The sequence below is a fragment of the Gordonia sp. VNK1 genome (assembly GCF_040049135.1).
In the GTDB taxonomy this organism is placed as follows: domain Bacteria; phylum Actinomycetota; class Actinomycetes; order Mycobacteriales; family Mycobacteriaceae; genus Gordonia; species Gordonia oleivorans.
On record NZ_JBDZDJ010000003.1, the window covers coordinates 82,761 to 105,945 of the forward strand.

Annotated in this window: 15 protein-coding genes and 1 pseudogene; 3 read left to right on the forward strand and 13 right to left on the reverse strand. The window is 68.5% G+C overall.

The genetic code is table 11. The features are described 5' to 3' along the window. Positions 1-195: 195 nt before the first annotated feature. Positions 196-1,926: an alkaline phosphatase D family protein gene (locus ABLE94_RS04325; protein WP_425476141.1), complete on the forward strand. Its 1,731-nt coding sequence runs from the start codon at positions 196-198 to the stop codon at positions 1,924-1,926. A gap of 323 nt (positions 1,927-2,249) precedes the next feature. Further along, positions 2,250-3,671 (forward strand): amidase, encoded by a 1,422-nt coding sequence (locus ABLE94_RS04330; protein ID WP_348803527.1) that lies wholly within the window; start codon positions 2,250-2,252, stop codon positions 3,669-3,671. A gap of 22 nt (positions 3,672-3,693) precedes the next feature. Here ABLE94_RS04330 and ABLE94_RS04335 read toward each other — a convergent pair whose 3' ends face one another. Together ABLE94_RS04335 and ABLE94_RS04340 are read right to left on the reverse strand one after the other, a co-directional pair. Continuing rightward, positions 3,694-4,458: an HAD-IIB family hydrolase gene (locus ABLE94_RS04335; RefSeq protein WP_348803526.1), complete on the reverse strand. Its 765-nt coding sequence runs from the start codon at positions 4,456-4,458 to the stop codon at positions 3,694-3,696. A gap of 103 nt (positions 4,459-4,561) precedes the next feature. Next, the gene (locus tag ABLE94_RS04340; RefSeq protein WP_348803525.1) at positions 4,562-5,842 is read right to left on the reverse strand and encodes a glycosyltransferase; all 1,281 of its coding nucleotides are present in this window, start codon (positions 5,840-5,842) and stop codon (positions 4,562-4,564) included. Positions 5,843-5,931: 89 nt separating this feature from the next. Between ABLE94_RS04340 and ABLE94_RS04345 the strand changes: the two genes are divergently transcribed. Next, on the forward strand, positions 5,932-8,583 hold the full coding sequence (locus ABLE94_RS04345; RefSeq protein ID WP_348808120.1) for a cytochrome P450: 2,652 nt from the start codon (positions 5,932-5,934) through the stop codon (positions 8,581-8,583). Between the two features lie 29 nt (positions 8,584-8,612). Here the strand turns inward: ABLE94_RS04345 and ABLE94_RS04350 are convergent, their stop codons facing one another. From ABLE94_RS04350 to ABLE94_RS04400, 11 genes and pseudogenes are all read right to left on the reverse strand, one after another. Beyond that, the gene (locus ABLE94_RS04350; RefSeq protein ID WP_348803523.1) at positions 8,613-9,551 is read right to left on the reverse strand and encodes a UbiA prenyltransferase family protein; all 939 of its coding nucleotides are present in this window, start codon (positions 9,549-9,551) and stop codon (positions 8,613-8,615) included. Next, positions 9,548-10,549, reverse strand: coding sequence for a ScbA/BarX family gamma-butyrolactone biosynthesis protein (locus ABLE94_RS04355; RefSeq protein WP_348803522.1), 1,002 nt, complete (start codon positions 10,547-10,549; stop codon positions 9,548-9,550). The genes ABLE94_RS04350 and ABLE94_RS04355 overlap by 4 nt, the downstream gene beginning before the upstream one ends. Then, on the reverse strand, positions 10,546-11,577 hold the full coding sequence (locus ABLE94_RS04360; RefSeq protein ID WP_348803521.1) for a hypothetical protein: 1,032 nt from the start codon (positions 11,575-11,577) through the stop codon (positions 10,546-10,548). Before ABLE94_RS04360 ends, ABLE94_RS04355 begins: the two co-directional genes overlap by 4 nt. Continuing rightward, positions 11,574-12,653: an SDR family oxidoreductase gene (locus ABLE94_RS04365; protein ID WP_348803520.1), complete on the reverse strand. Its 1,080-nt coding sequence runs from the start codon at positions 12,651-12,653 to the stop codon at positions 11,574-11,576. Before ABLE94_RS04365 ends, ABLE94_RS04360 begins: the two co-directional genes overlap by 4 nt. Further along, positions 12,650-12,916: an acyl carrier protein gene (locus ABLE94_RS04370; protein ID WP_348803519.1), complete on the reverse strand. Its 267-nt coding sequence runs from the start codon at positions 12,914-12,916 to the stop codon at positions 12,650-12,652. Before ABLE94_RS04370 ends, ABLE94_RS04365 begins: the two co-directional genes overlap by 4 nt. Beyond that, entirely contained in the window at positions 12,913-16,458 is a 3,546-nt protein-coding gene (locus tag ABLE94_RS04375) for an AMP-binding protein (RefSeq protein WP_348808121.1), read from the reverse strand. The genes ABLE94_RS04370 and ABLE94_RS04375 overlap by 4 nt, the downstream gene beginning before the upstream one ends. After that, complete coding sequence (locus ABLE94_RS04380; RefSeq protein ID WP_348808122.1) at positions 16,451-19,315, reverse strand: PEP/pyruvate-binding domain-containing protein; 2,865 nt, start codon at positions 19,313-19,315, stop codon at positions 16,451-16,453. Before ABLE94_RS04380 ends, ABLE94_RS04375 begins: the two co-directional genes overlap by 8 nt. A 184-nt stretch (positions 19,316-19,499) precedes the next feature. Further along, positions 19,500-20,735 carry a winged helix-turn-helix domain-containing protein gene (locus ABLE94_RS04385; protein ID WP_348803516.1) on the reverse strand — a complete coding sequence of 412 codons (1,236 nt, stop codon included), beginning with the start codon at positions 20,733-20,735 and terminating at the stop codon, positions 19,500-19,502. Between the two features lie 18 nt (positions 20,736-20,753). Then, a complete protein-coding gene (locus ABLE94_RS04390; RefSeq protein WP_348803515.1) occupies positions 20,754-21,242 on the reverse strand; it encodes a dihydrofolate reductase in 489 nt (162 codons plus the stop codon). Positions 21,243-21,353: 111 nt separating this feature from the next. Beyond that, the gene (locus ABLE94_RS04395; RefSeq protein WP_348803514.1) at positions 21,354-22,193 is read right to left on the reverse strand and encodes a thymidylate synthase; all 840 of its coding nucleotides are present in this window, start codon (positions 22,191-22,193) and stop codon (positions 21,354-21,356) included. A 25-nt stretch (positions 22,194-22,218) separates the two neighbouring features. Next, positions 22,219-23,171: pseudogene (locus ABLE94_RS04400) on the reverse strand (GAP family protein). Positions 23,172-23,185: the final 14 nt, after the last annotated feature.

A 23,185-nucleotide genomic window follows, 5' to 3' on the forward strand; every position in this document is an offset into this window, starting at 1 on the left:
GCCGACGCCGACGATTCACCGCCGGGTCACGGGGGAATGACCGGGGGAATGAACAGGGGAATGAACGACCGGGGGATGAACAGTGGGCGACGCCCCGGTGGCGCCTTTCGCCGACCACACGATTTCGGTGTGCCCGAACTCGCGCGGACCGCCGCCGGTGCCGCATGATGTGCCTCGCCCACAATCATCGCGAGCGTGCGGGGAGACATCATCACTGCATCGACCACCGATTCGGCGTCCACCGGATCGACACGGCCCGATCTCGGACGAACCGGCACGTCACGGCGGACGCTGTTGGGGTCCGGACTGGTCGCCGGCTCCGCCGCCGTCGTCGGAGCACCACTGGTGTCCCGGTCGCCGGCGGCGGCCGCTCCGGGCCACGCCGTCTTCGCCCATGGCGTCGCCTCCGGGGATCCGCTTGCCGACCGGGTGATCCTGTGGACCCGGGTCACGCCGACGGCGGATGCGACGCCGGGTTCGGGGCGCGGAGTCGCAGCAACCGTGGCCTGGGAGATCGCACGCGACGAGCAGTTCACCCATGTGGTGTCCTCCGGTTCGGCGGTGGCCGGACCGGACACCGACTTCACCGTGAAGGTCGACGCGACGGGATTGTCGGCCGACACACGCTACGTGTACCGGTTCCGGGTGAGCTCGGGTCCGGCCGCGGGCGCGGTGTCACCGACCGGACACACCCGCACCGCGCCGTCGCCCGACGCCGACGTCGCGCGCGTTCGCTTCGGCGTCGTGTCGTGTTCCAACTGGGAGGCCGGATACTTCGGCGCCTACCGTCATCTGCGCGACCACCGCGACCTGACGGCCATCGTCCATCTCGGCGACTACCTCTACGAATACGAACACGGCGGGTACACCGGCAAGACCGGCGCGGTGCGCACGCACGAACCCCGCAACGAGATCATCACCCTGCGCGACTACCGAATCCGGCACGCGCAGTACAAGACCGATGCGGATCTGGCGGCGCTGCATCGTCTCCTGCCCTGGATCTGCACCTGGGACGACCACGAATCCGCCAACGACGCCTGGTCCGGCGGCGCCGAGAACCACTCGGCCGACGAGGGTGCGTGGGCGGCCCGCAAGGCCGCCTCGGAGCGCGCCTACTTCGAGTGGATGCCGGTCCGGCCGGCCGCCGATGCCGGCGGCCGCCACCTGTACCGCCGCCTCCGCTTCGGGCGACTGCTGGAACTGTCGATGCTCGATCTGCGCACCTACCGCGACGAACAGTCGTCGGTGACCTCGAGCAGTATCGACGACCCGGCCCGATCGATCACCGGTCCCGCCCAGATGCGTTGGCTGACAGATGGTTTGGTCGACTCCTCCACGCGGTGGCGCATCGTCGGCAATCCGGTGATGATCAGCCCGGTGCTGCTGCCACCCCTGGACGCCCAGACGACCTCGGCCCTCACCGAGACCCTCGGACTTCCCCGGGAGGGCATGCCCTACAACCCCGATCAGTGGGACGGCTACACCGCCGACCGGCATCGCCTGCTGGACACGATCACGAAGAACCGTATCGACAATGTCGTCTTCATCACCGGTGACATCCACTCGTCGTGGGCGTGCGACGTCCCCGTCGACGCCGCGGCTTATCCGCAGAAGGGCTCGGTGGCAACCGAATTGGTGGTCACCTCGGTGACGTCGAGCAACATCGACGACATTCTGGGCGTACCCGAGCACACCGCGGGCACGGCCGTCACCACCGGCCTCATCGCCGCCAACCGGCACGTCCGGTGGAACGATTTCGACGCCCACGGCTATTCTGTCCTCACCGTGACTCCCGCTGCAACACAGATGGATTGGTACTTCCTCACCGACAAGACCGATCCCCGCACGGGCAGCTATCACGCACGGTCATACCGGGTCGCCAGCGGCGCCCCGCACGTCACGCCCGCGGCCGGTCCCATCACCTGACAACCTCCTCGACGGCCACCGCCACAGCACCGTCGCCTCGGTCACCGCCCCCTGACTGCGCCCGCAACTCCGTTGACAGCGCTTGTCGAACGGCCCAGCCGCATCTCACCAGGTCTCGACGCCTCCTCAGCTTCGCTTCGTCGGGCTCGACCGACGGTAATAGGCAACCAGCGACAGCGTGAGGCGACCAGCGACAGCGCCCGGTTTCCGTTGACAGCGCCCGGTTTTCCGTTGACAGCGCCGGCAAATCCGCACCCCGGCACACATACACCGATCCCGCCGCATCGCACGGGCCTCGACACCTCAGATCGTTACCCGTCATAATGACCTGCGTGGTGGAGTTGGCGTTCAGTACGGTCACAGACCAGCGCAGGTGGGTGGCTGACGGCGTGGTCAGCGCCCGCGACCTCGTCGAGCACAGCCTCGCCCGGATCGCGCGCCTCAATCCGACTCTCAACGCGTTCGGTCACGTCCTGACCGACTCGGCTCGTGCGACGGCCGATGACCTCGACGCCCGGCGTCGCGCGGGAACCCTGCTCGGACCGCTCCACGGCATCCCGATCGCCGTCAAGGACGAGAACGACGTCGCGGGACTCCCCACCGCCTACGGGGGCGGCGCCGTTCTCACACCGGCACGCGACGACGCCGAGGTGGTGCGTCGACTGCGCGCGGCGGGAGCCATCATCATCGGCAAGACCCGGATGCCCGAGTTCGGGATCTGGCCGTTCACCGAGTCCGCCGCGCACGGGTGGACGCGTAATCCGTGGGATCCGACCCGCTCCCCGGCCGGGTCGAGTGGGGGTACCGCGGTCGCGGTGGCGTCGGGAATGGTGGCCGCCGGGATCGGTGGCGACGGTGGTGGATCCATCCGACTGCCCGCCTCCTGGTGCGGACTCTTCGGCCTCAAACCACAACGCGGCCGGGTTCCGACCGCACCCCACCCGGATCTGTGGCGAGCCCTGGGCACTCTCGGCCCGCTGACCCGCACCGTCGCCGACAGCGCGCTCATCTACGACGTCATCGCCGGCGCCGCCGACACCGACCGCTTCCGCGCGGAACCACTGGCCGGCACCTTCACCGAGGCCGCCGCGTCGACGCCGCAGCCACTCCGGATTCTGGTCTCCACCCGCAACCCGATGCGCGGCGGGCAAGCAGACTCCGAATCACTCGCGGTGCTCACCGCCCTGGCCGACCAACTCTCCGCCGCCGGCCATCAGGTGGTGCGCGATGACCCCGACTACCCGAATGTCGTGATCCCCTTCCAGATTCAGGTCGCTACGGGAGTGGCCGAGGAGGCGTCCCGGGTGGAGCATCCCGATCTCCTGGAACGCCCGACGCGTCGGATGGCCACGCTGGGCCGCGTGCTGCGCCCGTTCGTGGGACGCGCCGAACGCAACGCCGAGGCGACCGCACACGGCTTTCTCGCCACCCTGTTCTCCGATGTCGATGTGGTACTCACACCCACCACGTCGACGACAGCTCTTCCGATCGGCCAGATCGACCGTCACGGGTTCGTCGGTCTCGCACGGGCCGCGTCCGATGTCTCGTCGTACACGAGTATGTGGAATGTGCTCGGCAATCCCGCCGCTGCCGTCCCGGTCGGATTCGACCGGGCCGGTCTTCCGCAGAGCGTGCAGGTCATCGGCCCGGCCGGTGGTGAGCCGGTGGTGCTGTCGGCAGCGGCGCAGATCGAGAGCCTGCGTCGCGAGGAACTCCGGCGGCGCCCACCCCTCGACCACCTCTGAGCGCCCCCGGCGTTACCGCCGTTCAGTTCTCCAGCAGTGCAACAAGTTTCGCGTGGGTGTCTTCCCAGCCGTGCACGGCCACCGACTCGATACCCATGTCCTGCACGGGACGATCGTTGCCACCCTCATCCAGACGGTCGCCGAAGAACAGGATGTCGGACAGCTTCAGATCGAGGATCTCCATCAGCTTGCCGGCGCCGTAGGCCTTGTCGATGCCCTTACGGGTCACGTCGACCGACGTCGAACCACCGCTGCGCACCTCGAGATCGGGCAGCCGCTCCTGCGCGTAGGCACGCAGCGCTTCCTTCTTCGCGCCGTCCGGATCCCATGCCTTCTTGGCATCCACGGGCGCCGATTGGCCGAGCGCGGAGAACGTGATCTGGCTGCCACGATCCTCGAGGATCGGCCCCCAGGTCTCCGACTCCCACACGCCGAGTTCCTTGGCGCCGGTCTCCAGCGCGTCGAGGGTGCGCTGCTTCTGATCGTCGGTCAGGTCCTCGGCGTAGACGGTCTGCCACTGACCGTCGGACCATCGCACGTACTGGGTGCCGCAGGTGGGCATGAGGTGCAGGTTGGCGACGTCGTCGATGTCGCCGATCCGGTCGAGTACCTGGGCCCGGAACTGTTCGTAGCGGCCGCCGGAGATGATGCACACCAGGCTGCGCTGCAGCAGACGCCGCATCACCTCGACCATCGCGTCGTCGAGTGGACTCTTCGACGGGGCCAGGGTGTCGTCGAGATCGAACATGACCAGCCGATACTCGTGGCCGCCATAGGTCACCGACATTGTGCGCTCACTCCTCGAAACAGATCGCCCCACCGGGGCGCGGCGGGTGGACTTCGTGGAGATCAGGATGTCATGGCCACCGACACCCCCGCGCATCGACTCGTCACCGGGCCGCCGCCTCGACGATGTCGGCGGTACGTGCCGTCGCATCGGTGCGACATGCCAGACGCCCGGCGAATTCACGCGCACGTACCCCGACATCGGGTTCCAGCACCGTGCGCAGGGACGCGGTCAACGAGTCCGTGGTGAGCTTCACGAACGGCAGGTGGGCTCCGACACCGAGTCGCTCGAGTTGTGCACCCCACATCGGCTGGTCGAAGGACACCGAGCACACCAGGGTCGGCAGTCCGGCGCGCAGGCTTTCGAAGGTGGTGCCGATACCGCCGTGATGCATGGCCGCGACGCACCGCGGGAACACCACGTCGTGGGCGAGCGCGCCGGTCACCAGGACCCGCTCATCATCGCCGGGAGTATCGGCATCGAGATCACTCCATCCGGCACTGACCAGGATGCGGGTGTCCAGGCGTGACGCGACGTCGCGCACCATGTCCACGGTGGCCGCCGCATCCCGGATCGGCATGGACCCGAATCCGCAGTACAGCGGGGGATCTCCGGCGTCGATCCAGTCCATCACCTCGCCGTGTCCGTCGGCCATCTCTCCGACGGCCTCGCGGGCGTCACGCTCGAGCGGCAGGAACCCGACGAGGGGTCGGCGGTCGCCCCACTCCTCGGCGAGACCCGGGACCAGCGCCGGGTCATAGATCTGGATCTCCGGCACGCCACGCCGGGCACACATCTGGGTCGGTGTGGCGATGCTGCGTCGCAGGCCCAGTTCACGACGCAGACGGTTCAGGTACGGCAGGAACACCATTCGACGGAGGTTGTCGGCAATGGTCCACGTGGCCCGGTTCACCAGTGCCGGTGGCCGCAGATGAGCGGGAAGCGCCCCCGGAAACGGGTAGGTGCGACTCGGCCGCCCCGGGAATCCGTGCATGGTGACCAGCGGAATGTCGAATGCCTCGGTGACCGACGCCGCGCGGTCCTCGGTGAGCAGCGTCGCGACGACGACGTCGGCCCCCCGGCACACCTCGATGACCTCCGAGTTCATCTGGTCGGCATAGGCGGCCATCTGATCGCCGACCATCCGCATCAGCGCCAGGGTGCTGCCGGCAGCCAACGCCCGCTGGCCTTCGTCGGACGAATACAGTTGCGCCACATCGGGTCCGCACGCCACGGCGGACAGTCCGGCGCGTCCGGTGAAGTCGACGAGGTTGGGCGGTGCGCCCACCAGGACGTCGTGGCCCCGACCGATGAGTTCGAGCCCGAGTGCGATGGCCGGCTGCACATCACCTCGGGTGCCGGTGAGTGGTATCGCCACTTTCATTGTGCTGTCCTCCGATTCGTCATCCAGACGACGGCGCGATCGCCGACGATGCTGGCCGCGCACGGCCGGATGTGGTTACCCTGCTGGTGATGCACATCGCCATGTTCACCGATTTTTACCCCGACACCCTGGGTGGGATCTCGGTTGCCGTCGCCGACCAGGCGCGAGAACTGCGACGCCGTGGACATACGGTGACGGTGTTCGCACCGGAATCCGAATGCGACGAGCCGACCGCCGCGGCGGACCGGCTCGTCACCCTGCCACCGGTGTTCGGCTTGTCCGTCAACGGTTTTCCCGCGGTCTTTCCGACCCGGTCGGTCGCCGGTCTCGTCGACGAGCAGTTCACCCGTCGCGGACCGGTCGACCTGGTGCACGTGCACACCACCTACGGTGTGGGCGCCGCCGGGGTGCGTGCCGCTCGCAGGCATCATCTGCCGCTCGTCCAGACGATGCACAGCCGCGACGACGCCTTCGTCGAACTGACCTCGCCGGCACCCCTGCCGACCGCCCTCGCGATGCGAATCCTGCACCGCGCGGCCATCTCTCAGCGCGGCCGGGAGGAACCGTCCGATGCGGTGCCCGGTGCCCGAGGTGCCCGAGGTGCCCGAGGTGCCCGAATCACGGAATCGCGCGCCGCACATCACGTGTGGCACACCATGATCGCCCAGTGCCACGCCGCCGACGCGGTGATCACACCCAGCCACCACTTCGCCACGCGGCTGACCGATCACGGCTACGCCGGTGACGTGCGGGTGATCCCGAACGGCGTGGACGACACCCTCATCGACGAACTCACCGGATCGCGGCCCGACCCCGCGGACGGCCCGTTGCGCCTGCTGTGGTGTGGTCGGCTCTCCGCCGAGAAGCGGCCCCTTCAGGCGATCGAGGCCGTCGCCGCATCCCCCGGTGTCACACTCGATCTCATCGGCGACGGCGACCAGGTCGCCACGGCAGCCAACCGCATCGCCGAACTGGACGTCGCCGATCGGGTTCGTCTCCTCGGTCGGAGGGACCGCGCCGCGGTGATCGCGGCGATGCGTGGGTACGACGCACTGTTGTTCACCTCGGTCGGGTTCGACACGCAGGGACTCGTCCTCACCGAGGCGGCCGCCGCCGGGCTCCCGGTGATCCACAGCGATCCCGACGTCGCCGAGAGCATTCACGCCGACTCGGGATTCCTCGGTGGCACAACCACATCGACGATGGCCGGGCTGCTGGCCGGGCTCGCCGACGATCGCCGTCCCCTGCGGGAGGCCGCCGATCGCCTGTCGCGGCTCGGTTCGTCCGCCATCGCCGGCACATCGCCCGTCCGGCAATCGGAACTGAGCACCGAGATCCTCGCGTTGTACACCGATCTCATCGACGACGCCCGGGCGCGACACACCCACCTGCCCGCGACACCCGACGAGGTTCCCGTCGCACCCGGCGCGGTGCCGGTTCTCGGGCACAGCGTGGTGGCGTTGCGGCGTGGTCTGCACTTCATCCGCACCCTCGGTTCGGTGGGCCCGGTGGTGCGCCTGGACCTGGGGCGCACGCCGGCGTATCTGCTCACCACGCCGGATCTCATCCGTCAGGTCGGCTTCCGCACCGCCGGCGAGTTCCATCGCGACGACCTCGCGCGCGCGATGCACGAGGCCATCCGCGAGGCCTCCAACGTGCTGCACGGCAGCCGACATGAGAAGCGCCGCAGGCAGATGGCGCCCGCCCTGCGGCAGGGCCGGCTCGCCCGCTACGCGATCACCACCGCCGCGCTGGCCGACTCGTGGTCGCGCCGACTGCCCGCCGCGGACACCGTCGACCTCACCACCGAGGCACACGGACTGATCCTGGAGACCGTCACCTCCACCCTGTTCAGCGCCGATTTCGGTGCGGCCGCCCTGCAACGTGTCCGCGACACCGTGCCCTGGTTGCTGGGCGAGGTGATCGTGCGCGGTGCGCTGCCGGCGCCGGTGCAACGTCTGCGCATCGTGGCCAACCGTCGCTTCGCCCGACGAGCGGCCATGCTGCGCAGCGAGATCGGCACCGTCGTCGCCGCATACCGCACCGAGGTCCGCGATCACGACGATGTGCTGTCGGTATTGGTCGGCCACACCGACGACCCCGCCGACGGATTGACCGACGACGAGATCGTCGACGAGTTGCTGTTGATGGTGGCCGCCGGAGTCGGTTCCACCGCTTCTATTCTCGCGTGGGTCTGGTACGAGATCCTGCGGGCACCGACGGTGACGACGCGGGTCGTCGACGAGGTGACGCGGGTGGTCGGTGACGGCCCGGTCCGTGCCGACCACCTGCCCGAATTGGTGTACCTGCGGCGGGTGGTCCAGGAGACCCTGCGGATGTGGAGTCCGTGGATCAGCAGCCAGAACGCCGACGGGCCGGTCACTTTCGGCGACGACACCACCGGCCGGCTGCCCCTGCCGGCCGACGCGATGGTGATCTACAGTCCGTACCTGGTGAGCCATGATCCCCGCTACTTCGCCGATCCGGAGTCCTTCGATCCGGACCGCTGGGCGCCCGGGCGGGTCGAACACATCGACAAACGGGCCAACCTCGCCTTCGGCGTCGGCGAACGTCATTGCCCGGGAAGCAACTTCGCGATGTCGACGATCCTGCTCGCCACGGCGGCGTTGTTCGCGCACCGGACGCCGCGGCTCGCCGACCCGCGCCCGGTTCGTCCGTCGACCACCGACTTCGTCGCGTCGCCGTCGCATCTGCGGGTGCGACTCGAGGACCGTCGGTGACGGCAGCATCACCGTCGTCGTCGAACGCGTCATGACGCCGGCACCACCAACACGGCCACGATCAGTTCGAGATACAACGCGAGCACGAAGATGACGGCGGGTACCGGCGAATAGTCGTCGCCGCCACGGCGGAATGCGACCGCGGCCGGTCCCGGGATCATCGCGGTCGCCAGGGGCAACCACCCGAGGGCGGCGGGCCATCCGCCGAACTGCCACGGCGCCAAGGCGACGAGGCTCGCACCCACGGCGACGGCGACCAGACCGAGCGACACCCCGACCGCAGGCCACGCCCCCACCGCGTTGGAGTAGTACATCTCCCCCGGCCGGGGTCTACGGGAGATCTTGCGCGCGAACTCGAACTGCAGAAACGCGGCGGCGACGATCAGCACCGCCCAGCCGACCCGCCCGTCGGCGTCGATCTGACCGGTGCCGATGCCCGACACCAGCACATAGCCGGCGATCAGGAGCTGTATCGGATACGTGATCGCCAGGTTCACCAGCACGCCGTCGCGCAGCGCCGGCCACATCGACTCCGCTGCCCACAATCCCAGCCCGTAGGCCAGGACCACCGCGATGGCCACCGCCGATCCCCACGACAACAGCGCCGACACCCCCACCGCGACAACACTGATCACCGCCATCCCGACGCGCAGATCGGCGGCAGTCACCGCACCGGTCACCAGCGGACGATCGGGATGGTGCAGACGGTCGTACTCGAGGTCCTTTTGTTCATCGACCATCCGCAGGTAGAGCAACACGATGACCACGACGACGATCCGCACCACGGTCGCCGCGCCGGGCCGCCACTGCTGACCGCTCAGATGTGCCGCGGTGCCCTCGAATGCCAGGGTCCACAGGATCCCGTACAGCAGGTACTGCGGCTTGTACATGACCGCGGTGAACCGGACGAGCCGAGTCGCCGAGACACCTCGCGGCGTCGTGCCCCGACCCCGGTCGATGATGCTCACCGGTCCCGCGCCGCGTCCGGGGTCACCGCGACATGGATGTCGGCACAGCGTCGACCGTCCTGCTCGATGCTCACCAGCACCGTGGTGACCCCGTCCGCGGAGGTGACCCGCCGCGCCACGCACACCGCGGGCCGATCCAGCTCGACGAACTGTCCGAATGTGCTGTGCACGGCGGTGATCCGGCCGGCCGGCACACCGGACTCCGCACCGGACACGGTGAGCGCGACCTGCCGCGCGGCCTCCAGCAGCAGGCTTCCGGGCACGTGGTCGAGATGATGGTCGAACAGTCCGCCGTGGTCGATGTCGACGACCAGCGGTGCGCTCGGTGTCCCGGCCGCCGGGTCCCATGAGCCGATGACGACGTTGCGGGGATCGTTGCGACCCACCGTCTCCGCCGAGATCGGATCGGGCATCGTGATCGGCCCGATCTCGGCGCCGCCACGGGCCTGCGACCGCAACGCGCGCCATTGCTTCGGGGTGGTCCACGAGAACGACCCGTCGACGGTCATGAGATGTGCGCCGTCCAGGCCGATGTCGAGGATGAGATCGAGCCCCCGCAGACGTTCGGCGGCGACATGCCGATTCGCCACGCGCACAGCGATGTCCAGGTCGGCCGGTGCGCGACCGATCTCCCACGCGGATCCGGGCGCGGCGAGCCCGTTGAAGGTCCGCACCAGAAATGCGCTGTCGAGCGGGACGTCGAAGTAGGTGTGGGTCAGTGCGATCGACGCCTGCCGCGCCACCTCCATCACTATCAGCGGATCATGGTGTCCGGCTTGGGCTCCGAGGTGATCGCCGTAGTAGGCGTGCATGCGCGGCAGTTGCGCACCGACGACGAAGTCGGTGTCACCCCGGGGATACGGTCGGGCGAGCGAGGTGACGAACACCTCCGAGACCGCGCAGCGGTGCACGAGCTCACGGGCAATGGTATGAGAGTGGGTCGAGATCGTCTCGTGCACAGCGTGTTCGGTTCGTGAGCTCAGCGGGTCGGTACTCATCGTGCCCTCCGGGTGGTCGAGAAGGTGGTCGGTGTGATCGGCGCCGAGGCCGCTGCGCGCACCTGCGGATCGCCGATCATCGGCAGGACGTGGGAGCCGAGCACGATCACCGACCACGGGTCCATCGGCGTCTCCGACGCCCATGCGGTGCGAAGGAGTGCGGCACACGCCGCGTCATCGTCGGAGGCACAGCCGATTCCGGTGCCAGCGAGGTCGTGGCGGATGCGGCTCAGTGCGGCGTCCCGATCGAATCTCCACGCGGGGACCTGCCGGTAGAGTTCCTCGACCAGGCTCAGAGCCGCTGCGGCACCGTCGGATTCGTCGGCACCATCGGAGTCGTCGGCCGGGCGGAGCATGTCGGTCAGACATCGTTGCCGCGCCGCCTCATCGGAGATGATCGCCCATTCCCGCAGCACGTCGATCGGCGCATCCGGGGTGTGCACCAGGTTCAGCAGGTAGGTGTGGCGTCCGAGGATGTATCGCAGTTGGCCCGGCTTCCGTGCCGGCGGTTTCGTCGGACCCTTCTCCCGGGTGAGCCGTTCGGTCGCCGATTCCGCGCCGGGAGCGAAGCGAGCGGGCGGCGTCAATCCCGCGCCGGGCGGCTCATCATCCTCGACGACGAGCACCATCGCATCGCAGATGCCGACCAGCAGGTCCGCGAGTCGTCGTCGCTCCGGTGACGCGGTCGCCCAGGACCGCGCCCAAAGTGCCCGCGCGAGATGACGATCCGCGGGTACCCGGGCGGCATGACGCACCCGCCACCCGCGGTCGGCGAGCCAGACCAGAGTGGGTTGCACGGCCCGCGCCACGATCGCATCGGGTTTGATCAGCAGCAACGAGCAGCGCGTGGCGAACCACCGCGGATCGATTCCGGCACGGTCGAGATGCTCGATCGCCTCGAGGACGTAGGTGTCCGCGAGCAGATCAACGTGGCGTTCGGTGGGCACGCCGAGTGCGACGAGGAGGTCCACGGTCGAGCGAGGTGCGCCGACCATCTCGCGTGCCGGGGATGGGACGGGAGCATTCATCGTCGACCCCCGAGTCGGGCGAGGATCGCCTCGACATCCGGCAGCGGCGCGCCGAGGTATCCGATGTCGAGACAGTGATCGAGAAGCAGCCGCAGGTACTCGACGTCGCATTCCGGGGACGGGCGGCCCAGGAGTGCGTCGGCGTGGGTGGTGTCGAAGGACAGGCGCCGCGCGAAGTAGCTGGTGTAGAGCGATCCGACGCGGAGGTAGTAGTCACGTTCGATCGCGTCGAGGGCGTCGACGTCGAAGGCCGAGTCGGGGACGAAGGTGGCCACCGCGAACGACGGGTATTCGGCGAGGACGTCGGACAGCTCACGCAGGGTCAGCGGGTGGGAACCCACGGCGTGCAGCGTCATCCCGTCGAGGTCGTCGGCGCGCAGCGCCGCGGCGGTGACCACGTCGGCGACGTGGTCGACCGGCGCGAGGGAGATGGTGGCGTCGTATCGCCCGGGCAGGGTGCGCAGCTTGCCCTCGACCATCAGTTTGACGACGGTGTAGAGGTTCTTGTGGTCGCGGATCGCACCGTCGGCGGTGGTACCGGTGACGATGCCGGGTCGCACCGTGACCGCGCGCAGCCCGTCGGCGCGGGCGTCGTCGACGAGCTGCTCGGCACGAAACTTGCTGTGCTCATATCGGGTGCCGAATCGTTGACCGGCATCGAGGTCGTCCTCGGCGATCCGGCCGGTGCGCAGCCCACAGACGTAGGCGGTGGAGACATGCACCAGCGGCACATCCCAGCGGCGGGCGAGTTCGATGGCGTTCGCGGTCCCGGCCACGTTGAGCGTCGCGTACTCCTCGTCGGTGGCGTCGAATGCGGTGGTCGCGGCGCAGTGCACGATCGCCCCCACCTCGCGCCGCAGATCGTCGGCGACCTCGCGGACCCGCGCCCCGAAACCGCGTTCCCGGACATCGCCGGCGACGACGCGACGCGGGGCGATGAGCGCACCGTCGTTCGCGACGAACTCACCGACATTGTGGGTCAACGCGATCACCGGCGTCCCGTGTGCCTGGAGGCGGGCGATGACCTCCACGCCGACGAGGCCCGCGGCGCCGGTCACCAGAACATGATCATTCACGCCGCACCCGCCTCGACCGCCCGGGTGATCACGGCGATCACATCGTCGACGGTGCGCACGCCCGCCAGTTCCTCCGGCGGTATCGCGGCGAGGGCGAAGCGCCGCTCGAGGACCATGGTCAGTTCGATCAGCCGGATGGACTCGAATCCCAGATCCTCGCGCAGACGTGCGGTTCCCAGGAGATCCTCGGCGCCCACCGCCGCTCCCGACGGCGGAACCATCGCGGCGATCACTTCTCGGACACCGGCGCTCACCCCGCTCATCGCTGCACTCCGTTGTATGGCTGCGCTCCGTTGTATGGCTGCGCTCCGTTGTATGGCTGCGCTCCGTTGTATGGCTGTGCTCCGGTGTGTGGCTGCGCACCGCCGGTCCCGACCAGGTCCTGCGCTTCGGCCAACGGCAGCGGGACCCCGAGGTGGGTGCCGATACGAACCCAGTCGTAGGCGATCGCCAGGGTGGCGCGCCACTGCTCCTTCGAGTCGAAGGACGACGGGAATCCGGCCCCCTCGACCCGGGCACGGACCTCGCCGAGGAGCCCGTCGAGAGTCTCGACGCCGGCCAGCGGATCACCCCCGTCCACCAGGGCCCGCCAGTGCAGCGCCGACGCCACCTCGAACCGCGTCATCACCTCGCGGTGTCCGGCTCCGTCGGGGAGTAGACGCCGCAGCGTCGCGGTGGGTGCGACATCGGGCGGCAACGGATGAATACCGTTCGAGGACAGCATCATCCGGGCGGCCATCGCGATCAGGCGGTCCGCGGCGACCTGCGCCACCGCCCCCTGGCCACTCTTGACCGCCCCGACCAGATCCTCCCGCGCGTTCTCCGCCACCACATTCGACCACGTCAGATCCAGTGCGGCGGAGACGAATCGGGGCGCCGGCAGCGGCGAGAGCACAGCGATGCCGACCTCGGGCCGCGCCGCACCGGTCAACCCCACCAGCGGTTGTCCCACGACGGGCGACGGTGCGTACGGCGGCGGCGTGTACGGCGGCGAGGGTTCGCACATCGCCATCGCGGGTCGTAGGGCGCCCGCGTCGCGCCAGTCCAGGCCCACCAGCCCGAGACGGACGAACTCGGCGATGCACGCGCGCACCGACGGCGACGCGACGCCGTCGGCGACCTCCTCCAGTGCCGCCGCAGCCCGGTCGAGCACCGCCGTCAGTGGCTGCCGGAACACCACCTGACGCCACACCCGGGCGGCGGTGTCGGTCAGCGCGAAAACCTCGGCGGCGGAACGGATGACGTGGACCCGGTCGGCGACCGTCCACGTCGTCACACCCGGCATCCGCGTCAGGCGCAGCCGATCGGAATCGCACCATCCGTCCGCGTCGACACCTAGTGCGGTCGAGGTCTCCGCGACGCGCACCCACCACGACTCGTCGAGTCCGGGATTGTGGCGGGCGTCGTCGGCGAGGCGACCAAGCCGGGCGATCAGATCGGCGTCACCGCGTTCGGCGGCCCGATCGAGTTGGCGGGGCAGCCATTTGGATTCGAGGTAGGTTTCGCCGTGGGCGGCGCACCAGCTCTTGGCGGCCTGTGTCAGCGCGTCGACGGCCCATCCGGATGCCTCGTCGGCGCAGTCCAGAACACGCAATGCCACCGCCTGCCGGAAGGCCTGCCGGGCCCGATCCGCCCACCACGAGGTCAGTGTGTCGGCGAATTGCTGGCGCGACAGGATGTTTCGCAGTTCACCCAGATCGACATCGGCACTCTCACGGATGGGCGTCGAGTTCAGGAATCGCTGGCACCGGTTGAGCAGGTCCTCACCGAGTTCGTCGACGGTGCCGGCGGACGCGTGGCGTGCCACCGTCTCGAGTTGCTCCCGCAGCTGGGCCACCGACCGCGTGCGGATCTCGAGCCGACGACCATCGGCGAACAGCACCGAGGGCAGGGTGGGCATCTCGTCGTCGCCGGCCGCGATGACGAGGAAATCGACGTCGGACCCCTCATTGCCGAATCCCTCGGCGAGCGATCCCTCGAACACCACCGCGCACGCGTCGGGCATCGTCACCAATTCCAGTGCGGAGTCCAGCAGTTCGGTGACGCGCTGCGCGGCCAGGGTCGGGGTCGGTGCCGGGTGGGCGCTGGTCCCGTCCACGTCGTGGGTCAGGGCACCGTCGAGCGCACCGGCGGTGTGCAACTGCCACATGTGTCGGCGGCGGGGTTTGCCGCTGGAGGTGCGGCGGATCAGGCCGCGCGGGCCGGTGACGATGGTGACGGTGTGTGCGGGGCCGAGTTCGGCACGAATGATGGTGCGGGCGGCACTCATCCACTCCCCCGGGGCCGCCTCGGCGAACAGTGCCACGCCCCGGTCCCGTGAGTCGGTGACGGCCACGGCGGCGAGTTTGCCCTTGGTGATGCCCGATTCGGCGGATACCTTGGATTCGAGGTCCTCCATGAACACAGACCGCCCGCGGACCTTCAGGCTCGATCCCATCCGGCCCAACACGAACAGTTCATCGTCGAGCAGGAATCCGGCATCACCGGTGTGGAGGACCCCGTCGATGATGCGGGTGCTCCCGGCCGCCGGCGCGCGGTCGTCGGAATAGCCCGAGGCAACCGAGCTGCCGGTGACGATCACCTCACCGAGAACCCCGTCGGGGAGCGTGTCCCCGGCGTCGTCGACGATCGCGACCTGTGAACGGCCCGTCGAACAGCCGAGTCCGGCGATCCAGCCGGTACCGGAGTAAGTTGCACCGGAAGAGAATTCGCGGGTCTCGGCGATGTCGACGGGGTACCCGAAGCGCAGTCCACCCACGCCCGGACGCACCAGGGTAATCGGTGCGTCCCGGCGCGAGGAGGAGACCATCAACGTCGACTCCGCCAATCCGTAGGCCAGTGTGACGGCGTCGGCGTCGAATCCGCACGGACCGGCGAGGTCGGTGAACGACTGCAGGTCGCCGATCTCGACGGGTTCGGAACCGACGGCGAGCGTTCGCCATCCGGACAGGTCGAGGTCCGCGATCTCCTCGGCCCCGACGCGGTGCGCGAGGTAGCCCAGCGCGAACGAGGGCGACGGCGTGTGACGCGCGACGGTCATCGCACGTAGCCACCGCACGGGGTCACGGACGAAGTGATCCGGCCGCATCAGGTGGAGATCCTCCTGATTGGTCACGGTGGTCAGGAATCCGCCCACCAGCCCCATGTCGTGATAGAGCGGCAACCAGGATGCCATCGGTTCGCCATCGCGCCACCGGAGCAGCTCGCTGATCATGGCGGTGTTGGTGGCCAGGCTCTCCCAGGAGATCTGCACTCCGCGCGGTGTGCCGGTGGAGCCGGAGGTGAACTGGAGCAACGCGCACTCGCCGGCCGGGCCCCACACCTCGTCGAGGTCGGCGCCATCGCTCGCCGTTGCCGCCGGGTCATCGGTCACCTCCAGCAACCGGCAGCGCACACGTGACAACTCGAGTGCCTCCCGCACGAGCCCGGCGAGTCCCGGTTCGGTCACCACCAGCCGTGGCCGCGCCTGATCGATGATGGCGGCGACGTGGGACCGGTACTGGTCGAGATCGGCGAATGTCGGCGGCGCGATGGGGGTGAGCACACCACCGCACACCCAGACCGCATAGAACGCCGCGGCGCAGGTGTGGTCGGTCGGCAGGATGACGCACACCCCGTCGCCGCCGGCGACGCCGTGCTCCCGCACGTCCACCGCGATCCGCACCGCATGATCGGCGATGGCGCCATAGGAGCGGAACGTCCACTCCTGCCCCTCCCCGGCCAGATGAATGCCGCGGTCGCGCGCCGGGTTCCGTAACCAGCCCCGGATGACCTCGGTGGCGCTCAGGTCGTCGAGTTCACGCATGTCGCTCCTCACGAAGTGGTTCGGCGTCATCGGCCGCGTCCTCGGGTACCGACTCCAGCACCGTCACGGTGCCCACGGTGCCGTCCACCCGGACCCGCATCCCGCTGCGCAATCGGGCCGTCACGTCACGCACCTGTACGACGGTCGGCACGCCGAGTTCCCGCGCGACGATCGCGACGTGGGTCAGGGGGCTGCCGCGTTCGATCACCAGGGCCGACGCCGACGGCAGCGCGGCCACCCAACCGGGATCGGTGCGGTAGGCGACCAGGACGCCACCACGAACATCGTCGGGCCGCGTGACCACCGCGGCGGTGGCCTCGGCGACCCCGGCACACGAGGGGGTGCCGACCAGCACCGAGCCGGTCGGTGCGGGCGGAATCGACTCGAGCGGCACCCAGCCCTGCTCCGTGAGCTCGGCGTCGTCGAACTGCGCGCCGACGGTCACGAAGCGTTCCGGCGCCACGAGCGCCGAATCGTCCAGGCGCGCCGCCCGTCGTGCGTGCACCATGTCAGCGATATCGTCGGGGGGCCCGGATTCGTAACACCGGCGCAGTTCGTGCACCGTGAGGTCGAAGACGTCCTCGAAGTGCTCCAGCACTCCGCGCTCCACGAGGTCACGAGCCATCACCCGGATCAGTCTCTTGACCATCCCGAAGGCCCTGGTGCGCGCGAATCTCAGCCGCTCGCGGTGCGCCGCGCATCGGGACACCTTGGCGCGCAAGCGATCATAGATGCGCCGCCGGACACCGGCCAGGTGCTCATCGAGATACTCCTGCGCTGTGGGAGTCGACGAACTCCCCGCGCCGCTGGTCACCGACGAGTCCTGCGCCTGCGTCATCGCGCTGCGCACCATCACGAACACCGACGACGGATCCTCACGCAGATCGGGGATCTCGAGTTTCAACTCGTCCAGACTCCGATACCCGTAGCGGCGCAGGTAGTCCTCGACCGCGGCGAGGAACGCGGAGTGCCCGCCGGCGACCAGGGCGTCGTGGCACCGCGCAGGTGCGGTCGTCTCGACCAGGTGCCGCACCGCGGGATCGGCGGCCGCGCGCCGGGCCAGGTCGGTCATCGCCCGGGCCGGCTCCGCGGATTCAACATCGGCACCCGGGCCGAGGACCGCATAGAGAAACCACTCGGGGGCCTTCGGCAGAAACACCTTCGTCAGCAGGTACATCGAGCCGGTGAGCGTCAACAGGATCGCGTCGAGCACCATCAACGGGCCCCACCGCCGGACCAGATCGGCGTCCACATCCCGATAGGCGGCGTAGGCCTGCGCTCCGGTCACCGAGTCCAGATCCAGTTCCTCGAAGCGGTCGTAGACGCGATAGAACTCCTCGAGGAAGTCCGCGACGATGGCATCGATGTCGCGCAGCCGGCGCAGATAGGTGACCGTGGTGACCGCACGTCCGACCACCCGATGCAGCGGCGTGGCGAAGTCGTAGGGTCGCAACGTCTTTGCCCACGCGGTGTCCAGCGGTTCGGCCACGCCGAGTGCGGCCTCGAGGACCTTGCGGTTCAGCGGGTACCCGGGCGCGATACCCACCATCCGGTACCAGTGCACCAGGTTGTAGTAGACCCGGCTGTGAAAGGTCCCCAGCATCACCGGGGTCCACCGCGCGACCTGCGCGAGTTGGGCAGGCGGCACACGCAGTGATTCGGCGTAGCCGAGGTAGACCCGCCCGTAGATGTCGGCGGCGGTGGTGAACGTCAACGGTGAGGTGATGCCGTTGAAACTCTCGATGATGTTGGAGTTGTCCCAGATTCGCTTCTCATTGTCCCCCAGCACTTCTCCGGCACCACGCACAACCGCACCGCGCACAACCGCCTCGCGGACAACAGTATCGCGGACATCGCCATCGCCACGGTGTCCGCCGCCGTCGGTGGGCGCCGGCGCCGACGCGGTCACCGGCCGCGCCTGCAGGTACCAGAGGGTGCCACCGCTGATCGCCCACTCGATATCCTGAGGCGACCCGACGGAGTCGGCGACATGGTGTGCCGCCGAGGTCAATTCGCCGATCTCGGCGGAGGTCAGTACCACACGCGCCCGCTCGGTGCTGCCGACCGGCTCCTGCCGCACTCCGCCGTCCGGATCGGGTCGATGACGACTTTCCTTGGCGCCGATGACGGTATCGCCGATCACACCATCGGCGTCGACGATGTAGGTGTCGGCGTCCACCGCACCCGACACCAGGCCTTCGCCGAGACCGTACACCGCGCTGATGACGGTCTCCTGTGCGCTACCGGTGATCGGGTTGCAGGTGAACACGACTCCGCTGGCATCGGCGTCGACGAGGTGTTGCAGGATGACGGCGACACCACCGGCGTCACCGCCGCCGCGAGCGTGGGAATAGGCGATCGACCGTGGCGAGAACGCCGACGCCCAGCATCCGCGCACGGCGTCGATCACCGCGGACTCACCACGCACGTTCAGGAATGTGTCGAATTGGCCCGCGTACGAACGATACTCGCCGTCCTCGCCCGCCATCGACGACCGCACCGCCACCGCAGAGCCACCGACCCGCGAATATGCCTGTCGGATAACCTCACTCACGTCGGCAGACAGGGCAGAGTGGATGATCTCGTCGCGTACTTCGGCGGCCGCGACGAGGGCGTCGTCGAGTTGGCCCGCGGTCCGGAGTCGGTGTAGACCGGACGAGAGTCCGGTTTCGAGCACCACCCGATCGAAGACATCGGTGCCCAGGACGATCCAATCCGGTACCTGCAGACCGCTTTCGGACAACAGACGAAGGCCACCGGCCTTGCCTCCCCCGCGTCCGGCCAGCTCTGATTGTTCGCTCCACGGACCCAACAGGTGCACAGCGTTTCCTCTCCGGAAGTCTGGTCCTTTTGTCACACTAAACGGCTCTCCGCGATGTATGTGCCGTCTCGCCGAATGCACGAAAACGGAGAAAATGCACCACGCGCCACCCCGACGACACCGCCGCGTCCCATCGAGACCGTTGCCGGGCGTCGGCGCGCGTCACGCTCACCCGGTCTATCGATGATGACGCCGTGCGCGCTACACGACGACGACGCAGTCAGTTGAACGTTCGACGCAGTACCGCGCCGAGCGATCCACGACCACCGATCTCGACATCCCCCATGCCGAGCCATTGCGCCAGCTCACGCAGGTGCGCACCGAGATTCTCCGCCACCTCACCCGGGTCGTGACCGTCTTCGACGAAGGCGGCGGGCACCATCAGAACGCCCCGGTGACGATCGGCCTTGAGATCCACCCGGGCGGCGATCCGGTCACCGAGCAGATACGGGTGCACGTAGTAGCCGTGGACGCGTTTGTGCTCGGGAACGTAGATCTCGATGCGGTAGCGGAAATCGAAGATCCGCTCGGCGCGCGGCCGGAAGAATACCAACGGATCGAACGGGGAGACGATGGTGCCATGGGGCGCGCGTGGACGTTTCGCGCGGACCCCTGCCTCCGCGGTGACATGCAGGTAGGCCGGATCCTTCCACCCTGATACCGAAACCACCTGTAGGTCACCGGATTCCACCAGATCGGCGACGGCCGGGCGGACATCGACCGCTTTGAGGCGGTAGTAGTCGGCCAGGTCCGCGACGGTCGCGACACCCAGAGCGGCGGCGGCGCGGGCCACCAGTTCCCGATGTGCGTCCTCTCGCGGGACATGCCGGGCACAGATGTCGCGGCCGAGGACGCGTTCGGCGAGGTCATAGTGACGGCCGAACGCGTCGTCGCGGGTGGCGGCCAACTCGCCGGCGGCGAACATCGCCTCACACAGGTGTTTGACCTCGCCCCGGTTCCACCAGCCGCCGGACGGCGCCGGATCTCGTTCGATCCCGAGTTCTGCCTCGATGCGCCGGGGAATCATCGGCCCGGTGGCGGTGATCACGTCACGAATGTCGGCGGCCAGGGTTCGGTTGCGCCGCATCATGTCTCGGGTGTGTTGATACCGACCGTCGCGGAACTGCGCCATCCGGAAACCGAACAGGGGCCAGTCGTCGGTGGGAATGAGCGCCGCCTCATGCGCCCAGTATTCGGTGAGCAGCCGACGTCCGCGGCCCGGTTGCCAGGCCGCACGGTCGAGCAGGCCTCGGTCATAGGCACCGAGCCGACTGAACAGCGGCAGATAATGCGCACGGACCGCGATGTTCACCGAGTCCATCTGAAATAATTTGGTGCGCTGCACAACTCGTTCGACAAGTCGCATCGTCGGCGCACCGGTGGGCCGACGATCGGTGAAACCCTGCGCGGCCAGCGCGACACGTCGCGCCTGCGCCGGCGTGAGATCAGCGGACATCCACCGACGACGCCTCGCTCACGAATGCCGGACGTAATCGAGGAACCGGTAGTGGGTGCCGGTGCTCGACCGTTGCCACTCCCCCGTGTCGACGGTGTCCCAGCGCAATTCGTCGACCGACGGCGCAAAGGCGTCGGCGCCGGTGACGAGCATGTCGATCTCGGTGACGCGCAGGTGAGTGGCCCGGTCCATGACGGCCGAGTAGATCTCCCCGCCGCCGATGACCACCACATCCACCCCGGCCGTCGCGATCGCTTCCTCGACGGTGTGCACGACGTCGGCGCCGTCCACCCGATAGTCCACCGAACGGGTCACCACGATGTTGCGTCGCCCGGGCAGCGGACGGAACCGCGCCGGCAGCGACTCCCAGGTCTTGCGGCCCATCACCACCGCGTGGGTGCCGGTGATCTCCCGGAACCGGGCCATGTCCTCGGGCACCCGCCACGGGATGGTGTTGTCGCGGCCGATGGCCCCGGCCCGATCCTGCGCCCAGATCAGCGTGATCATGCCGTCCAGCCTACCGTCGAGTGGGCGCCGAAATCCGTCGAGTGGGCGCCCTACCCCGTCGAGTGTGCGCCGAAATCCGTCGAGTGGGCGCCCTACCCCGTCGAGTGGGCGTCAGACGGCGACGGGCGCCTTGATCCCCGGGTGCGATCGGTATCCGAGCACCTCGATGTCGTCGAACTCGTAGTCGAAGATCGAATCCCGGTGCCGCAGCGCCAACGTCGGATACGGGTACGGCTCACGCAAGAGCTGCCGGGTGACCTGCTCGATGTGATTGTCGTAGATGTGGCAGTCGCCGCCGGTCCAGACGAACTCTCCGACGTCGAGTCCGGCCTGCTGCGCCATCATGTGGGTCAGCAGTGCGTAGGAGGCGATGTTGAACGGCACGCCGAGGAACAGGTCGGCGCTGCGCTGGTACAGCTGGCACGAGAGTTTGCCGTCGGCGACGTAGAACTGGAAGAACGCGTGGCACGGCGGCAGCGCCATCTGCGGGATCTCGCCGACGTTCCATGCCGAGACGATGTTGCGTCGCGAATCCGGGTTGGTCTTGAGCATGTCCAGGGCCGCCGAGATCTGATCGACCTGCTCCCCCGACGGCGTGGGCCAGGACCGCCACTGCACTCCGTAGACGGGGCCCAGCTCACCGTTCGCGTCGGCCCATTCGTCCCAGATGGTGACGCCGCGCTCCTGCAGCCAGCGCACATTCGAATCACCCCGGAGGAACCACAGCAGTTCGTAGATGATCGACTTCAGATGCACCTTCTTGGTGGTGATCAGCGGGAAGCCCTGTGCCAGGTCGTATCGGAGTTGATGGCCGAACAGGCTCCGGGTACCGGTGCCGGTGCGATCGGCCTTGGGCGTGCCCGTCTCGAGGACGAGTCGGAGCAGGTCCTCATACGGCGTGGGAATCTGCGCGGCGGCGCCGGTGGCGGCGATGTCGGTGGCCGTTGTCACGCGGTCCAGTGTAGGGCGCCCGACCTCAGATGACCGTGAAGGCCTTGAGGAGGAAGTACACGCCCACCACCAGCAGCGTCACGATGGTGATCGGCGACATGTGGTGTTCGAGCCATTCCCGGGTGCGGGCCAACGGGGCGTCCAGCCGTCGGCCCCCGACCACCGCGACCAGGACCGGGATGACCACCCCGGCACTGGCGATCAGCGCGAACACGGCGATCACCGCCCACGCCTGCGGCGCTACGAGTTCGGAGGACCGGACCAGGACGGCACCCGCGCCGAGGCACAACGGGATGTTCTTGATCACCACGACGCCCTCGGCCGCACCGAGCCCGAGCGCACCGAGCGGCGACATTCCCGTCACCCGACGGATCAGCGCCGACTCCTCGTGCGGCTCGTCGCGTCGGGGCCGGCGAAACCACATACCACCGCGAGCACCAGGAAGAACACACCGATCACCGCGGTCAGGATGTGCACGCCGTCGTCGGCGACCTCGACGTCCTCCTCCTCGGCCACGTCGGTGATCAGGTAGGCCACCGCGGTGACGGCCGCGATGACCACGAACCACCCGCCACCGAACAACGCCGCCTTGAGGCGTCCTCGCTCGCCGAGGAGCAGGACGATGCCGCTGACGATGGTCAACGGTGCGATGGCGAGCGCGATCGCAATGGGAAGGATCGATCCGATCGCCGAGACCACTCGCACCACTTTCGTCGCACTGTGTGCCGGTCGGAGTACCGGACGCAGAACTCCCAGCATCACACGGTACGACGGCGTGTGCACGCTCCTGCACACTTCGCCGGCACGGTTTCGCCCGACATCGGGCCCACAATCGGTCTCACACTCGCCGCCGCGGGTCGGTGAGCAGAAAGTGACCGCGGGTTCACGCTGAGAAAAGTCATGGCAATCCCGGCTTCCTACCGTTATGGACAACCTCGTCGCCGTCGACGAGAACTCCCCCATCTGAGAACTCCGCATCTGAGGACGCCTCA

What these genes read in the sequence shown, in the direction of transcription:
- ABLE94_RS04390 (WP_348803515.1), bottom strand. Translation starts at nt 21,242, where the DNA reads ATGATCACGCTGATCTGGGCGCAGGATCGGGCCGGGGCCATCGGCCGC.
- ABLE94_RS04340 (WP_348803525.1), bottom strand. Translation starts at nt 5,842, where the DNA reads ATGAAAGTGGCGATACCACTCACCGGCACCCGAGGTGATGTGCAGCCG.
- ABLE94_RS04360 (WP_348803521.1), bottom strand. Translation starts at nt 11,577, where the DNA reads ATGAATGCTCCCGTCCCATCCCCGGCACGCGAGATGGTCGGCGCACCT.
- ABLE94_RS04335 (WP_348803526.1), bottom strand. Translation starts at nt 4,458, where the DNA reads ATGTCGGTGACCTATGGCGGCCACGAGTATCGGCTGGTCATGTTCGAT.
- ABLE94_RS04330 (WP_348803527.1), top strand. Translation starts at nt 2,250, where the DNA reads ATGACCTGCGTGGTGGAGTTGGCGTTCAGTACGGTCACAGACCAGCGC.
- ABLE94_RS04375 (WP_348808121.1), bottom strand. Translation starts at nt 16,458, where the DNA reads ATGCGTGAACTCGACGACCTGAGCGCCACCGAGGTCATCCGGGGCTGG.
- ABLE94_RS04370 (WP_348803519.1), bottom strand. Translation starts at nt 12,916, where the DNA reads ATGAGCGGGGTGAGCGCCGGTGTCCGAGAAGTGATCGCCGCGATGGTT.
- ABLE94_RS04355 (WP_348803522.1), bottom strand. Translation starts at nt 10,549, where the DNA reads ATGAGTACCGACCCGCTGAGCTCACGAACCGAACACGCTGTGCACGAG.
- ABLE94_RS04345 (WP_348808120.1), top strand. Translation starts at nt 5,932, where the DNA reads ATGCACATCGCCATGTTCACCGATTTTTACCCCGACACCCTGGGTGGG.
- ABLE94_RS04385 (WP_348803516.1), bottom strand. Translation starts at nt 20,735, where the DNA reads ATGTCCGCTGATCTCACGCCGGCGCAGGCGCGACGTGTCGCGCTGGCC.